The following is a 15590-nucleotide window of genomic DNA, read 5'->3' as shown; positions in this document are numbered from 1 at the left end:
TTTCAGTGGTATTATTTTTTATCACTTTTCTTTTTGTCTTGAGATTTAGCTTTCAGTTCTTTTTCCGTTTCGGCAACGTCTTCTCTTAGTTTTATCTCAGCCTCCGAAGCTTTCATATTTACATCTGAAGCATCTTCTACAGATTCTGCTAATATAGAATCTTTATTAAATTTTGAATATTCTAATTCTCCCTTTAAAACTCTTTGAATTCCTTTTATATAAGCTTCATTTTGTTTTAAAGCCGTTTCTAAAGAATCTGATTTAATGGCCAGTCTTGTAGCATTTCTTTTCAATTCTGTAGAAGAATATCCCGGAATAAATTCGCGAAGCGGAGTAAAAGCAATAATGAAAGTAGTAACCAAAATTAGAAATATTCCGCCAAGAGTAAACGTTACGAAAACATTCATTAAAGTAAGCCTCAAAGAAAATAACTCTTCAAAAGTCTCCTCATTTAAAATAACTAAACGGTTTTTAATGAACAGTTTTTTCCTAAAATTCTTTTTCTTTTTTTTAGTCATTATCCTTCTTTATGCTAGCAAATATAGTAATTAATCGTCATGATATTTAGTCGAAAAATTTTATGAAGAGCTATAATTTACGATTTTATAAAATATTTAACGTGGTCTGATACAAATATTTTAAACTAAAAATACTTCTATTTCGTATATTTCTATATACCTTTGCGGAATAATTAAGAAAAACAATTTGCTTCGGCATTAAATATAATAGTCATGGGAAGATTAGGTCTTACAGAAATCCTTGTTATCGTAGGTATTGTGATTTTACTTTTTGGAGGTAAAAAAATTCCAGAATTAATGAAAGGTTTAGGAAGCGGAATTAAGGAATTTAAAAACGCTGCTAAAGACGATCAACCTGCTGCTTCTAAAAAACAAGAGGAAGAAACGAAATAATAAATTCGAAAAACTTATTAAATCCCAAACTGCAATCGTAGTTTGGGATTTTTTATTTTCATACAAAACAAAAACTCCCAAATTAAAATGTAATTTGGGAGTTTTTTTATCTAAAGATTCTAACTTTTTGGAATTTGGAATTTATAAAATTGGAATTTCCGTTAAAGAACCATCGTCAACTGAATTCTTTTTCTATCTTCATCAACCTCAGTAACTTTCACATCAACATGCTGATGTAATTTTACCACTTCATTTACGTCACTCACAAAACCAGCTTTTAACTGTGAAATGTGAACTAAACCGCTTTCTTTGATTCCGATGTCAACAAAACAGCCGAAGTTCGTAATGTTATTCACAATTCCAGGTAAAATCATTCCAGTTTTTAAATCTTTAATCGATTTTACGTTGGCGTCGAATTCAAAAACCTTCGCTGACTTTCTTGGGTCCAATCCAGGCTTTTCAAGCTCTTTAATGATATCTTTTAGCGTTAATAAACCAATTTCTGGCGTAACATACTTTTCTGGCTTAATAAGCGCTGTTTTTTCTTTGTTTGCAATTAAGTCGTTTAGAGAAATATTCAAATCTTTCGCCATCTTCTCCACAACTGGATAAGCCTCTGGATGCACCGCAGAATTATCCAGCGGATTTTTAGCATTTGTAATTCTAATAAATGCGGCTCCTTGCTGATAGGCTTTATCTCCTAAACGAGGTACTTTTTTTAGCTGTTTTCTATCTTCAAAAGGTCCATTTTCAGAACGGTATTGTACGATATTTTCGGCCAGCTTCTCCCCGATTCCACTCACATAACTTAGCAAATGTTTACTCGCTGTGTTAATGTTAATTCCAACCGAGTTCACACAACGAATTACCGTACTGTCTAATTCTTCTTTTAATTTAGTTTGGTCAACATCGTGCTGGTACTGTCCCACTCCAATCGCTTTTGGATCGATTTTTACCAATTCGGCCAACGGATCTGAAAGGCGTCTTCCAATCGAAACCGAACCACGAACGGTTACATCATAATTAGGAAATTCTTCTCTCGCAATTTTTGAAGCCGAATATACCGAAGCTCCAGCCTCAGAAACTACAAAAACCTGAATCGGCTTGTCAAATGCGATTTTTTTGATGAAAAATTCAGTTTCTCTTGAAGCAGTTCCGTTTCCGATAGAAATCGCATCAATTTGATACGCATTAACCATCGAACGGATTTTTTTAATCGCCATAGTTTCCTCGTTTTGAGGCGCGTGCGGATAAATGGTTTCATTATATAATAAATCGCCTTTTTCGTCCAGACAAACAACTTTACAACCGCTTCTAAAACCTGGATCGATCGCCAAAATTCGTTTTTCTCCCAACGGCGGCGCTAATAATAACTGCCCTAAATTGTTAGCAAAAACCTGAATAGAATTCGCATCGGCTTTTGCTTTTGCTTCTTGCAACGTTTCGTTTCCAATTGCTGGATTCAGTAAACGTTTATAACTATCTTCGATCGCCAGCTGTAAATGCGCTGTTGAATTGTTTTGTTTTTTAATGATAATTTCGTCAATAACGTCGTATGCATCGTCGATATCAACATCTATTTTCATTTTGATAAAACCTTCATTTTCTGCACGAAGCATCGCTAACAAACGGTGCGCTGGCGCTTTTGTCAACGGTTCTTCCCAATCAAAATACTGACTGAATTTCTGCGCTCCTTCTTCCTCCGCTTTCTTTTTAACGACTTTAGTTCCAATAGTAGCTTTTCGCTGAAACAATCTACGAAGCTGTTTACGAACATAAATATTCTCGTTGATCCATTCCGCTACAATATCTCTTGCTCCCTGAATAGCAGCTTCTTCATTAATCACATTTTCATTTAGATATTGCGTTGAAATAAAATCAAAATCAGAATCACTTTCAGACATTATTAATTTTGCCAAAGGTTCCAATCCGAATTCGCGGGCAACATCTGCTTTGGTTTTCTTTTTCTTTTTATACGGAAGATAGAAATCTTCAATTTCCTGTAAATCAAAACTATCTTCAATCTTTTTCTTCAAATCTGGCGTAAGCGCTTTTTGCTCTTCAATCGATTTTAAAACCGCTTCTTTACGTTTAATAAGTGTATCGTATTCTTTCTGCAGTTTTGCAATAGATTCAATTACAGTTTCATCAAGATTTCCCGTTGCGTCTTTTCGGTAACGAGAGATAAACGGAATTGTACAATCTTCTTCTAAAAGTTTTACCGTGTTTTGAATACTAACAGCCGGCGCCTGTACAGACTTGGCAATAAATTGAATATTAGTCATAGATTTAATGAAATAATTTCTTGTTTATAAAATGACATTTTCTGTTTATTTAAAAACTTAAACAGACATCATTCGGATGGCTAAAATAATATCTTTGTTTCTATTTTTTAGCCAATGGAAGTTTTATTACTATATTTTTTAATTATAAATGTTCTTGAGTTTATAATTGCGGGTTACGACAAATTTCTCGCTCGCAAACAAAAACGCCGAATCCCAGAAAATACGCTATTTCTCATTGCTTTTATCGGCGGAACAATCGGGTTATTAACAGCAATGTTACTCTTTAGACATAAAACGTCTAAAACTTCTTTTATCGTGAAGTTTACTGGAATTATTTTGATTCAGATTGTCGTTATTTATTTGAAAATCAATCATAAAATATAGATATCAACATTGTTAATAACTACAAATTTTATACATAATTAATTAATTTTAAATATATTAAAACAAAAAACTGGAAAGATTTAAAAAATCCGCCCGGTTTACTTTTTCTATATGGTGCGAAGCACCGAATTTTTTTCTGAACTCTTACGAACAAGCAATTTTATTTACTCTATTTTGGTGTCTTCCACCTTCAAAAGCTGTATCAAGGAAAGTTTCAACAATTTCTACCGCTTGTGCAATAGATGTGTATCTCGCCGGAATACTCACAATGTTTGCATCATTATGTAAACGCGTTAAATAAGCAATTTCTTTAGTCCAGCATAAACCAGCTCTCACTTTAGGGTGTTTATTAACAGTCATCGCAATTCCGTTACCGCTTCCGCAGATTACGATTCCAAAATCAGCTTTTCCTTCAGATACATCATTCGCAACAGGATGTCCAAAATCTGGATAATCTACAGAAGCATCAGTATCTGTACCGTAGTTAGTTACCTCATATCCTTTTGCTTTAAGCATTTCAACAATTGCTTTTTTATATTCTGGTCCTGCGTGATCGTTTCCTATCGAAATTTTCATTTTTTAATACTATTAAGTTGTGTTCTGCAAATTTACTTAATTAATATAGGTTTGCCACGAATTGAAGTAATTTTCACTAATTTCTTTTATTCTCAAGAGTTTTAAACATTATTAAAATCTAAAATTATAATTAGTTTACATTCGTAAAATTCTTGGCTATAAAAACCAAATATATAAAGCACTTGATACCAATATCTTACCACTTATTAACAATTTTGATAACTTCATAAGTATCTCACAATCAATAAATAATAATCACAATATTTGTTAAAATTTTGAGGTGTTAATATGGATTTCTAATTCGTTGATATTCAGTTAACTTTAAGTTAACAGAAAATGTTAATAAGTTCGAAAAGAAAATTAGAACTATTTTTTGGTTATTTAAGAAAAATGCTTAATCCAAAATCGGTTTTAAATACGCAAGAAAAGTTTCGTGAATTTTTGGAAAAGTTATCAATACCAAAAATGTCATTTTCAACAGAAATCAACATATCAACTTATCTACAAAATGAATTCATTTTTGGTTGTCAACCGTTGTTAATTAAAATACAAAAAGTCTTATAAATTAATCATTTAACTAAAAATAACTATGTTGATAACTCGGAATAAATAAGTAAAACGAGATTTCAATGACTTCAAAAAAAAATTTATTCGACATATTAACACACTATAATAACCAACAAATTTTTTTAAATTTTTAAAAATCTTTTTTGTTGTATTTAATATATGTTGAAAACTAAAAAAGTTGAAAATGAAAAATTTTATTTTTTGAATTGAATTTTTCTGAATCGATTCTCTTTTGAATTTTTGTTTCAGACGATTTTAAGCGGATTGTTGAGATTGTCCAAGATTTCCTGAACTTGTTCGAAATCGTTTGGATGTACTTTGAGTTTGATTCCGCCCAGTGCATTGGAGTAAAGCGGTATAACAGAAAGCGTCATTTCGTTTTCGAAAAAATAGGGGATTCCTTCTTGTTCCAGTAAGTGTTTGAGAACCACGGTTTCGTGCAGATAATTGAATACGGCGATCGTTTTAAAGCTTTCCATATTAGGTCTTTTTGTAAATGTACGAAAAGTTATATTTTTAATAATTCTATTTGTTAAAAAGTATTATCTGATATCTTATTTGTAATTTTAAGCCTTATTAGAAAAGATATATGAGTAAGAAAATTAGAAAGCCGATAAAGAAAGAGAAAGATTTCTCTGGAAAAATACTTAAGATTTTATCGCAACATGCTAATAAACCATTCAATTATAAACAAATAGGAGCAAAGCTAGAATTAGACGATACAAAAAGCAGAAATCAGATTATAAAAGATTTGAAAATTCTTGCAGCTCAAAAGAAGATTATAGAAACAGAACCTGGAAAATACTTGATTAAAGCAGTAAGCCAGGATTACTACGAAGGAACAATAGATATGACGAGCAGAAAAACGGCATATTTTATTTGTGATGAATTTGAAGAAGATGTTTTTATTCCGACCAATAATTTGAATCGTGCTTTAGATAAAGATAAAGTTAAAGTTTACGTTTATAACAGAAGAAAAGGAAAAAGACCTGAAGGTGAAGTAATTGAAGTTATCGAAAGAGACAAAACAGAATTTGTAGGTGTAATTGATATGCAGCCAAATTTTGCTTTTGTTTCTACTGCAAACCCTAAGATGTACACGGATATTTTTATTCCGAAAGATAAAATAGGAGAAGCAGAAAACGGTGACGTTGTTTTAGTGAAGATTGAAGACTGGCCAAAAAGAGCTGACAGCCCGTTCGGATCTGTAATTCGAGTACTTGGAAAACCTGGAGAACATAATACAGAGATTCATGCTATTTTAGCAGAATATGGTTTGCCTGCAGATTTTCCGGTAGAAGTAGAAGTTTTTGCACAAAAATTAGATACTTCAATTCAGGAATCTGAGATTGCCAAACGTCGGGATATGCGTGATACACTTACGTTTACGATAGATCCAAAAGATGCAAAAGATTTTGATGATGCATTGTCTTTCAAAAAGTTAGAAAACGGTAATTTTGAAATTGGTATTCATATTGCCGATGTTTCGTATTATTTGGAAGAAGGAACAATTCTAGATGATGAAGCATATCAAAGAGCAACTTCAGTTTATTTGGTAGATAGAGTAGTGCCAATGCTTCCAGAAGTATTGTCTAACTTTGCCTGTTCGCTTCGTCCGAATGAAGAGAAATATACATTCTCTGCCATATTTGAAGTTTCGCCAACAGCTCAGGTTATTAACCAATGGTTTGGAAGAACAGTAATTTATTCAGATCAGCGTTTTGCTTACGAAGAAGCACAGCATATTATTGAAACAAAAGGAAATAATACCATTCCGGTTGATATTTCTATTACTGGAGAATCGTATGTTGTTTCAGACGAAATAGTTGAAGCTACTTTAAAACTAGATGAATTAGCTAAAATTCTAAGAAAGAAAAGAATGCAGCAAGGAGCTATTTCTTTTGATAAAGTAGAAGTGAAATTCAATTTGAATGCTGAAGGTGAACCTGAAGGTGTTTATTTTAAAGTTTCAAAAGATGCTAATCATCTGATTGAAGAATTTATGCTTTTGGCTAATAGAAAAGTGGCTGAATATATTGGTAAACAAAAGAAAACCTTTGTTTACCGTATTCACGACGAACCAAATGAAGATAAACTGATTGCTATGCAGCAGGTTATTGCTAAATTTGGTTATAAAATTGATTTTAGAACAAAAGGCGATATCGCAAAATCGATAAATGCTTTGATGGAAGAAGTAAACGGTAAGAAAGAACAAAATCTTATTGATACTCTTGCCATTAGAAGTATGAGCAAAGCCAAATATTCGACAGATAATATCGGGCATTATGGTCTGGCTTTTGATTATTACAGCCATTTTACATCGCCAATTCGACGTTATCCAGACGTAATGGTGCATCGTTTGTTACAATTTTATCTGGATGGTGGTGCTTCTGTAGATGAAGAAACCTATGAAACCAAATGTCTGCATTGTTCCAATATGGAAAGTTTAGCTACAAATGCTGAACGTGACAGTATTAAATACATGCAGGTTAAATACATGCAGGATCATCAGGATGAAGAATTCCTTGGTGTAATTTCTGGAGTTACAGAATGGGGAATTTATGTTGAAATTGTTTCTAATAAATGCGAAGGAATGGTAAGAATCAGAGAGATAAAAGAAGATTACTATACTTTTGACGAAAGGCAATATGCATTGGTTGGAGCTACTTCAAACCGATTATTGCAATTAGGAGACGAAATTTATGTTAAAGTAAAAAATGCCGATTTGGTTAAAAAACAGCTGGATTTTCATTTTTTAAGAAGAGCAGAATAAATATTAATTTAAAAATAAAAGTATGAAAAAGCTAATTATTGGTGCTGCAATTTTATTTGTACAAATGTCTTTTGGTCAGGTTACCAAAGAGTTGGGAGATTTTGATACCGTAAAAGTATTTGATAAATTAAGTGTAAAATTAGTTCAGTCATCTGAAAATAAAATTGTTATAAAAGGAGCGAGAGAAGCAGAAGTAGAAGCAGTCAATAAAAATGGTATTTTGAAACTAAGAATGCCTTTTCCAAAATTGCTTTCTGGAAATGATCTTGATATTACTTTGTATTACAAACACATCGAATTGATTGATGTGAATGAAGGAGCAGAAGCAAAAAGCAGCGAAACTATTAAAGCTACTTCTTTTAAAGTAAGTGCTCAGGAAGGCGGAATTATAAATGTTGATTTAAATGTTGATAAGCTTAAAGTAAGCTCTGTTTCAGGAGGTTCGATCACCTTAACAGGAAAAGCAGAAAACCAGGTTGCAAGTTTAGGAGCTGGCGGATATTTGCTAGCAAGTAAATTAAATACTTCTCAGACCACTGTAAGCGTTTCTGCGGGCGGAAAAGCAGATGTTAATGCTTCTACCCTCGTAGATGCAAAAGTGAGCGCAGGAGGCTCTATTTACATTTATGGAAAACCAAAGCAGATAAACCAAAAAACAGTTTTTGGCGGTAAAATCGAAGAAGTAAAGTAATTAATTGTATTTGAATGATAAATGATATACTAACTGGACTTCCATGGGGACTTTTTCTAAGTTTTATGGTGGGTCCAGTATTTTTTATACTAATTGAAACCAGTATTACTAAAGGATTTAGAGCTGCAATGGCTTTTGATTTAGGTGTTGTTTTAGGTGATATTTTCTTTATAGGAATCGCATACTTAGGAAGTTACAGACTTATTCAGAGTTTAAAAGATAAACCGGCATTGTTTATTTTTGGCGGAATTATCATGCTGGCTTACGGCATTATTTCTTTCGTAAGATTAAAGAATGATGAAAAAATGGATGCCGAAGAAATTGATCGTGATATTATAAAAAGAAATTACGGAAGTTTGTTTATAAAAGGGTTTATTTTAAACGTTATCAACATCGGAGTTCTTGGTTTTTGGTTAGCTGTTATTATTTCCGTTGGACCAAAATTAGAAATGGTAAATTCAAGAATGTTTACTTTTTTTACGTCAGTTATCATTACTTATTTATTGGTTGATTGCATTAAAATAGTATTAGCCAAACAGTTAAAATCAAAATTAACACCAAATAATATCCTAAAGATTAAGAAAGGAATTAGTGTTGTTTTAATGGTTTTTGGAGTGGTGTTAATAACTCAAGGATGGTTTCCAAAAGAAAAGGAAATGGTGAAAAATGCCTTTGAAAGAATAGAAAATAAGTAGTTGTTAATAACTCAAAATTATAAAATCAAACCTCTGAATTTCAGAGGTTTTTTTGTATTTATAAGTGCTGTTTAACTATTAGTTTTACGGTTCTTTTGTCATTTCGACGAAGGAGAAATCTTCGCGAGTAGCTCTGAAAAAAAATCGCCAATCTTTGTAGAGTTTCTGGCGAAGATTTCTCCTTCGTCGAAATGACAATATTGGGTATAGATGTTGTAAAACAGAGAAAAAATTAAACATAAAAAAAAACCTCTAAATTTCTTTAGAGGTTTTAGAGGCATCGTCCGGATTCGAACCGGAGTAGGAGCTTTTGCAGAGCCCAGCCTAGCCGCTCGGCCACGACGCCATTACTTGAACGGATGGCAAAAGTAACTAAAATCTTTAAATTTCAAAAGTTTCGAATGAAGTATTTTAAAAATTTAAGATTTTAATTTTTAAAATTACTTTCTAATTTCCGTCATTTTTATAGTAACTGACTCAACATCACCACCAATAGGCGGATTAATTTTAGAAACCCAAACTGTTGTTTTTTCTACAGTTTCTATCTCTGCCAGCACTCGAATATTGATTCTTTTAGCTACATGTTCTAATAAATGCGAACGAATTGCCATTTCTTCAGTAACAATTTTGTTCAAATGAACATAATCTACCGTGTCCAAAAGATGATCTGTTTCGGCTGATTTCTTTAAATTAGTTTTAATTTTTAAATCAACTGTGTAATCAGAACCAATTTTTCCTTCTTCAATTAAACATCCGTGGTAAGAAAAAGTACGGATATTTTTAAGTTTTATAACTCCCATTTTTTTATTGTTTCACGTTTAAAGTTTCAGGTTTTATGCGAGTTAGATAACTTTAAAACTGAAACCTGAAACCTTTTTTTTATCTTTGCTAAAATTACTATAAAATAATGGCATCAGAAGAGAAATCACTCAATTTTATTGAACAAATCATAGAGGAAGACGTAAAATCAGGTCTTTCAAACACTAAACTTCGCTTTCGTTTTCCACCAGAACCTAATGGTTATTTACACATTGGGCATGCAAGTTCTATTGCGTTAAATTTTGGTTTAGGAATTGATTATCAGTCACCTGTAAATTTACGTTTTGACGATACCAATCCAGAAAAAGAAGAACAGGAATTTGTTGATGCAATTAAAAAAGATGTAGAATGGTTAGGATATACTTGGGCAGAAGAATGTTATGCTTCAGATTATTTCCAACAATTATATGATTGGGCGGTTTTATTAATTAAAAAAGATAAAGCCTATGTTGACAGTCAGACTTCTGAAGAAATGGCTGCTCAAAAAGGAACTCCTACAACTGTTGGAACAGATAGTCCATACAGAAATCGTTCTGTTGAAGAGAATTTAGATCTTTTCGAAAGAATGAAAAATGGTGAATTTGAGGCTGGTACACATATTCTTCGTGCTAAAATTGACATGAAATCAACAAACATGTTAATGCGTGATCCAATCATGTATAGAATTTTACACAAACATCACCATAGAACGGGAGACGATTGGAAAATCTATCCAATGTACGATTGGGCACACGGACAGAGTGATTATTTAGAGCAGATTTCTCACTCATTTTGTACTTTAGAATTCTTGCCTCACCGTGAACTTTATGATTGGTTTTTAGATCAGATTTTTGACGAAAATAAACTGCGTCCAAAACAAAGAGAATTTGCTAGACGTAATTTATCACATACCGTTGTTAGTAAAAGAAAATTACAGCAACTGGTTAAGGAAAAGCATGTTAACGGTTGGGATGATCCAAGAATGTCAACCATTTCTGGATTAAGAAGACGTGGTTATACAGCAGCATCTTTACGTAATTTTGCTAATACAATTGGTATTGCAAAACGTGATAATTTGATCAATGTATCGGTTTTAGAATTCTGTATTCGTGAAGATTTGAACAAAATTGCACCTCGTGTAATGGCTGTTTTAGATCCTGTAAAACTGGTAATTACCAATTATCCAGAAGGAAAAGAGGAGTGGTTAGAAGCAGAAAATAACCAGGAAGATGAAAATGCAGGTTTCAGAAAAGTGCCTTTTTCTCGTGAATTATACATAGAAAGAGAAGACTTTTTAGAAGAAGCTCCAGCTAAATATTTCCGTTTGACTTTAGGAAAAGAAGTGCGTCTTAAAAATGCGTATATCATTAAAGGAGAATCAGTTGTAAAAGATGATGCAGGTAATATTACAGAAATTCATGTAACTTATGATACCGATTCTTTAAGCGGAAGCGGAACTGAGGCAAGCCAAAGAAAAGTATCTGGAACATTGCATTGGGTTTCTATCAAACATGCTTTGGAAGCAGAAGTTCGTTTGTACGATCGTTTGTTTACAGACGAAGCTCCGGACAGTTATAAAGAGAAAAATTTCTTAGACTTTGTGAATCCAAATTCGTTAGAAATTGTTACTGGATATGTGGAACCAAGTTTATCAACAGCTCAAAACGAAGATAAATTCCAATTTCAACGTTTAGGATATTTTACTGTTGATAAAGACTCAACTCCTTCAAAATTAGTGTTTAACAAAACTGTTGGATTGAAAGATGCTTGGGAAGAAAAAGGTAAAAAAGAGGAAAACAGCATTAATAATTCTTTGAAAGAAATCAACAAATATTTTAAAGTTGAGAGTAAGCCAGAACGAATTGCAATAGAAAGTGCAATAGGAGAGAACATCAAAAATATCTCAACTTTTTCTTTGATACAGAATTCATTAAAGAAAAATATCAACAATAATAAGGCTTCGCTGTTGTTTTCTCAATTTATTTTAAAATATTCAAACTGGAAATCTACAGATTTTGAAGAAGAAGATATCAAAAAATTATATTCTATGTCTTTAAAAAGTGAATCGACTTATGTTCGTGCAAAAGCACTTTTAAATTTAAGAGATATTGAAAGTGAAAGTTTGAGAAATCAATATGATGATGAAATTTTGAAATTATATTCAAATCCACCAAAAAATGCTTCTGAAAGAGAAATTGAAATTCTTTCAGAAATGGTAAAGAAGTAATATCAACTAAATTTATGAAAAGCGCTTTTATAAGCGCTTTTTTTTATTATATAGATTTACTATTAAAATTTAAAATTTTATAATTTTTATAGATAAAAAGTGACTTTCATAAATTGATTTTAATAGAAAATAAAATTCAGTTGGATAACTAATTCATTTTTTAAATTTAAGTTTATTAAAAGTCTTTAATTTAGTTTTTAACTTTTTTGTCTTAAGATTTTGCAGTTAAATTTATTATTATAGTTTTTAATAATATTATTTTATATTTTTAATCGATTTAATTTATTATTTATAAAAACTATTAATATTTTATTTTTAATTAATTTTATAGATTAAAATAGACCTCTATAAATTAATATTAAGCAAAAATAAAAAATAGTTGAGTAGAGAAGACCTTTTTTAGATTTTCATTTATTAAAACTCTTTATTTTAATTTTCTAACTTTTTATTCTCTATTTTCCTCTCGAATAATTAAAATTGAGGGTTTTTCTTATTTTTTTAATTTTTGCCCTCCTTTTTTTAATAATAAATTTTTATTATTAAATTTTTATAATTTTAGTTTTTAATTATTATTTATAAAAATGATAATAAATTTATAAATGATAGTTTTTATATATTAATTTTAACCTTCATAAATTGATTTTAAAGCGTTTTTAAAAGTTAATTGATAGATAACTCATTTTTTAAATTATTGTTTATTTATGGTCTTTATTTTAATTTTTACTGTCATTTTAGTCAGTTTAACGGCTTGTTAACACACAATTGTTTATAAAACTGCTATTTTTAACTCAATATCAAAAGTCAGTGATGATTTTTGTAAAAAATTAAAATTTGCCGTAAAGAATCTAAGTTGAAATTTATTGTTTTTAGAAACTCGTAATTTTTATATCAATAGATTTTCAAAACTGATTTCCCAAAAAGACAATTTTATGTTCTCATTTTTATTATGATGTAGCTTTGATAATTTCTATCGTAAAAAGATATTTTTCAAATTGTATCATAATGTACAAAATTCCATAATGTTGAATTTGTGTGAAAGTTTAGTTTTTAAATTTCAAATCTGACAATTTTTAATTTTAAATCTAATTATCATGAAAATTTTATATTTCACACTAGCATTGTTATTTGCAAACGTAGCAATTTCACAAACACATCAAATTACAAAACACAATGGAGAACAACTTGATGTAAATTTTATTAAAAACGAAAATGGTTTTGTTTATTATTCTTTAAACGGAAGTTCTGAAGAAATCAAAATTAGCAAACACGCCGTTTCATCAATTACTAACAAACAGACAAAACAGACTCAGAAAGTTTCTGATAAAATAGTAGTTGATTCAAAAGACGATTACAAAATGGTAACTGTTTTGCCACAAGAAAAAACAATCGGACTGAAACAAGTTGCTAGTTTTACTGGAGTCTCGACTAGGACAAAAGGCGAACCGCCAATTGCAAATCAGAACCAGACTGCAATGAGAATCAAAACTAAATCGGCTTCAAATGGTTATCCTTTTGTTAGCATTGTTGATAAGGGAGATGGCAAATACGAAGCTGTAGGTTATGTGTATTAATAATACTGTTAAATTTTTGTAAATTACAATTAATCAAAGTTTTATCAGTTTAAAAAAGAGTATCTTTATTAATAATTTTAAATTGTAACTATCATGTCTAAAAATTTAAATACAGCAGCGGCAATTTTAGCAGCGGCAGCGGCAGGAGCAGCGATCGGGATTTTATTTGCTCCAGATAAAGGATCAAAAACCAGAGCTAAATTAAAAGAAGGAATTGATGACGCCAAACATAATCTAAAAGATTCGTTTGATGCAAGTTCTGAAGTTCTGCGTGAAAAATTTACTGGCGCAACAAAAAACCTGGATGGAACTTTAAATGATTTATTATCAAATGTTAGTCACAAAACAGAAGAAGTAATTACTTTTTTAGAAACTAAACTTGCTGAATTAAAAGCACAGAACGCTAAACTTCAGAAATAATATTTTTATAAAGCACAATACTGGCTTATTTTTATAAGATAGTTTGTGCTTTTTTTTATTTAAAATTTTAATTATGGCTTTTGAAGAATTAAAAGAAAACACTGAAAAAGTTCAGGATCAGGCTAAAGAATATATTGAAAGCCATTTAGCGTATTACAAACTTTGGGGCTTTAAGGTTGCAATGAAATCTACAACTCTGATTTTTAAGTTTACTTTGATTTTGTTGTGTTTTAGTATGGTCTTAATATTTGGATCTTTTGCTGCAGCGTATGCTTTTGGTTCTTTGTTTGAAAGTAATGCTCTCGGTTTTTTAACAGTAGGAGGAATCTATCTGGTTATAACTGTTTTACTTTTCTTTATAAAAGATAAGATGGTGGAAGGACCAATTTTAGAAAAATTTTCAGAAATCTTTTTTAATGATTAATTTATGGAAAGAAAAAAATACTCTTCGTATGCTGAGATTGAAAGAGATCTAGAAATTTTAAAACTGGAAAAAGAAATCAATTATCAGAAATTGGTTTTGAGTTTTCAGAAAACTAAAGAAAGCATCACACCGCAAAATATGGTAAATGGTTTTATTTCATCTTATACAGGTTATGTCAAAAAATCATTTCCAGAAATTTTACAATCACTTATACCATTTGTTATCAATTGGTTTATGAATAAAAAAAGAGGCAATTAAGCCTCTTTTTTATTTTTAATTATTGTTGAACATCTGGTTGAGTGTCATCTTCATATCCAGATTGATGTTGAGTCGGTTTATGTTTTTCTATTTTTTTAGGCGTATTCTTTTTCATCATTTCTCCAACTTGGTTAGAAGCTGTAAACGAAGCAACCATATTATTTAGCATATCACTTCCGGCTTGTGGAGAATTTGGAAGAAGAATCAAGTTAGAGTTTGTATCAGATCCAATAGATTGTAAAGTATCATAATGTTGAGTTACTACAATTAGGGCAGAAGCTTCTTGAGAATTAATACCCACATTGTTCAAAACTTCAACACTTTCTACAAGACCTCTTGCAATTTCACGACGTTGATCTGCAATACCTTGTCCTTGCAAACGTTTACTTTCAGCTTCGGCTTTTGCTTTTGCAACGATTCTAATTCTTGAACTTTCAGCTTCAAATTCTGCAGCTGTTTTTTCTCTATCAGCAGCGTTGATTCTGTTCATTGCATTTTTTACCTGGATATCTGGATCAATATCAGTAACCAAAGTATTGATGATATCATACCCGTAAGTAGACATTGCTTCGTTCAATTCACGTTTTACCGCAACTGCAATATCATCTTTTCTTTCAAAAACATCATCCAATTTTAGTTTCGGAACTTCAGCACGAACTACATCAAATACATAAGAAGTAATCTGATCGTGCGGATATTCTAATTTATAAAATGCTTCGTATACTTTTTCTTGAATCACTTTGAACTGAACTGAAACTTTCATTTTGATAAAAACGTTGTCTCTTGTTTTGGTTTCGATGATAACATCTAATTGTTGAATTTTGAGATTTACACGTCCGGCCAATCTGTCTACAACCGGAATTTTTAATTGTAATCCTGAATTTCTAACACTTTGAAATTTTCCAAATCGTTCGATAACAACTGAAGTTTGTTGTTTTACAGTAAAGAAAGACGACATAAAAATGAAGAATGCCAATACTAAAAAGATAATTAATCCTGTACCCATGGTT

16 protein-coding genes and 1 tRNA gene are annotated in these 15590 nt (G+C 30.9%); 10 read left to right on the top strand and 7 right to left on the bottom strand.

The window, feature by feature from the left end; genetic code table 11:
* Nucleotides 1-11: 11 nt before the first annotated feature.
* Nucleotides 12-518: a peptidase gene (locus tag AC3E9W_RS02415; protein ID WP_306154013.1), complete on the bottom strand. Its 507-nt coding sequence runs from the start codon at nt 516-518 to the stop codon at nt 12-14.
* A gap of 213 nt (nt 519-731) precedes the next feature.
* On the opposite strand from AC3E9W_RS02415, the gene AC3E9W_RS02410 reads away from it, so the two are divergent.
* On the top strand, nt 732-911 hold the full coding sequence (locus tag AC3E9W_RS02410; protein WP_008465789.1) for a Sec-independent protein translocase subunit TatA/TatB: 180 nt from the start codon (nt 732-734) through the stop codon (nt 909-911).
* Between the two features lie 161 nt (nt 912-1072).
* Here AC3E9W_RS02410 and AC3E9W_RS02405 read toward each other — a convergent pair whose 3' ends face one another.
* A complete protein-coding gene (locus tag AC3E9W_RS02405) occupies nt 1073-3196 on the bottom strand; it encodes a Tex family protein (RefSeq protein ID WP_488766631.1) in 2124 nt (707 codons plus the stop codon).
* A 114-nt stretch (nt 3197-3310) separates the two neighbouring features.
* On the opposite strand from AC3E9W_RS02405, the gene AC3E9W_RS02400 reads away from it, so the two are divergent.
* Complete coding sequence (locus AC3E9W_RS02400; protein WP_488766630.1) at nt 3311-3580, top strand: DUF1294 domain-containing protein; 270 nt, start codon at nt 3311-3313, stop codon at nt 3578-3580.
* A gap of 144 nt (nt 3581-3724) precedes the next feature.
* Here AC3E9W_RS02400 and rpiB read toward each other — a convergent pair whose 3' ends face one another.
* Nucleotides 3725-4156 (bottom strand): ribose 5-phosphate isomerase B, encoded by a 432-nt coding sequence (gene rpiB / locus AC3E9W_RS02395; protein ID WP_306154006.1) that lies wholly within the window; start codon nt 4154-4156, stop codon nt 3725-3727.
* Nucleotides 4157-4968: 812 nt separating this feature from the next.
* Nucleotides 4969-5202, bottom strand: a complete 234-nt coding sequence (locus AC3E9W_RS02390) for a putative signal transducing protein (RefSeq protein ID WP_306154004.1) — start codon at nt 5200-5202, stop codon at nt 4969-4971.
* A 110-nt stretch (nt 5203-5312) separates the two neighbouring features.
* Between AC3E9W_RS02390 and rnr the strand changes: the two genes are divergently transcribed.
* The 3 genes from rnr to AC3E9W_RS02375 are packed head-to-tail and all read left to right on the top strand — an operon-like array spanning nt 5313 to nt 8882.
* Nucleotides 5313-7496: a ribonuclease R gene (gene rnr / locus AC3E9W_RS02385; protein ID WP_456891593.1), complete on the top strand. Its 2184-nt coding sequence runs from the start codon at nt 5313-5315 to the stop codon at nt 7494-7496.
* A gap of 22 nt (nt 7497-7518) precedes the next feature.
* A complete protein-coding gene (locus AC3E9W_RS02380) occupies nt 7519-8187 on the top strand; it encodes a head GIN domain-containing protein (protein ID WP_456891595.1) in 669 nt (222 codons plus the stop codon).
* Nucleotides 8188-8201: 14 nt separating this feature from the next.
* On the top strand, nt 8202-8882 hold the full coding sequence (locus AC3E9W_RS02375) for a LysE family translocator (RefSeq protein WP_306153999.1): 681 nt from the start codon (nt 8202-8204) through the stop codon (nt 8880-8882).
* Between the two features lie 275 nt (nt 8883-9157).
* Here the strand turns inward: AC3E9W_RS02375 and AC3E9W_RS02370 are convergent.
* Both AC3E9W_RS02370 and folB read right to left on the bottom strand, forming a co-directional pair.
* Nucleotides 9158-9228: transfer RNA gene (locus AC3E9W_RS02370), tRNA-Cys, on the bottom strand.
* Between the two features lie 94 nt (nt 9229-9322).
* Nucleotides 9323-9682, bottom strand: coding sequence for a dihydroneopterin aldolase (gene folB / locus AC3E9W_RS02365; RefSeq protein ID WP_488766629.1), 360 nt, complete (start codon nt 9680-9682; stop codon nt 9323-9325).
* Between the two features lie 107 nt (nt 9683-9789).
* Between folB and AC3E9W_RS02360 the strand changes: the two genes are divergently transcribed.
* The 5 genes from AC3E9W_RS02360 (at nt 9790) to AC3E9W_RS02340 (ending at nt 14580) form a co-directional block, all read left to right on the top strand.
* A complete protein-coding gene (locus AC3E9W_RS02360) occupies nt 9790-11907 on the top strand; it encodes a glutamine--tRNA ligase/YqeY domain fusion protein (RefSeq protein WP_488766628.1) in 2118 nt (705 codons plus the stop codon).
* Between the two features lie 1091 nt (nt 11908-12998).
* A complete protein-coding gene (locus tag AC3E9W_RS02355; protein WP_488766627.1) occupies nt 12999-13478 on the top strand; it encodes a hypothetical protein in 480 nt (159 codons plus the stop codon).
* Between the two features lie 93 nt (nt 13479-13571).
* Nucleotides 13572-13898: a YtxH domain-containing protein gene (locus tag AC3E9W_RS02350; protein ID WP_306153994.1), complete on the top strand. Its 327-nt coding sequence runs from the start codon at nt 13572-13574 to the stop codon at nt 13896-13898.
* A gap of 73 nt (nt 13899-13971) precedes the next feature.
* Entirely contained in the window at nt 13972-14322 is a 351-nt protein-coding gene (locus AC3E9W_RS02345) for a competence protein (protein ID WP_306153993.1), read from the top strand.
* 3 nt (nt 14323-14325) lie between these two features.
* Complete coding sequence (locus tag AC3E9W_RS02340; RefSeq protein ID WP_488766626.1) at nt 14326-14580, top strand: DUF6327 family protein; 255 nt, start codon at nt 14326-14328, stop codon at nt 14578-14580.
* Between the two features lie 19 nt (nt 14581-14599).
* Here AC3E9W_RS02340 and AC3E9W_RS02335 read toward each other — a convergent pair whose 3' ends face one another.
* The gene (locus AC3E9W_RS02335) at nt 14600-15586 is read right to left on the bottom strand and encodes an SPFH domain-containing protein (RefSeq protein WP_488766625.1); all 987 of its coding nucleotides are present in this window, start codon (nt 15584-15586) and stop codon (nt 14600-14602) included.
* Between the last annotated feature and the right edge of the window lie 4 nt (nt 15587-15590).

It is taken from the genome of Flavobacterium sp. 38, assembly GCF_057799715.1.
Note: the sequence above shows the minus strand (reverse complement) of the source record. Positions and strands in the feature narration are given on the sequence as shown.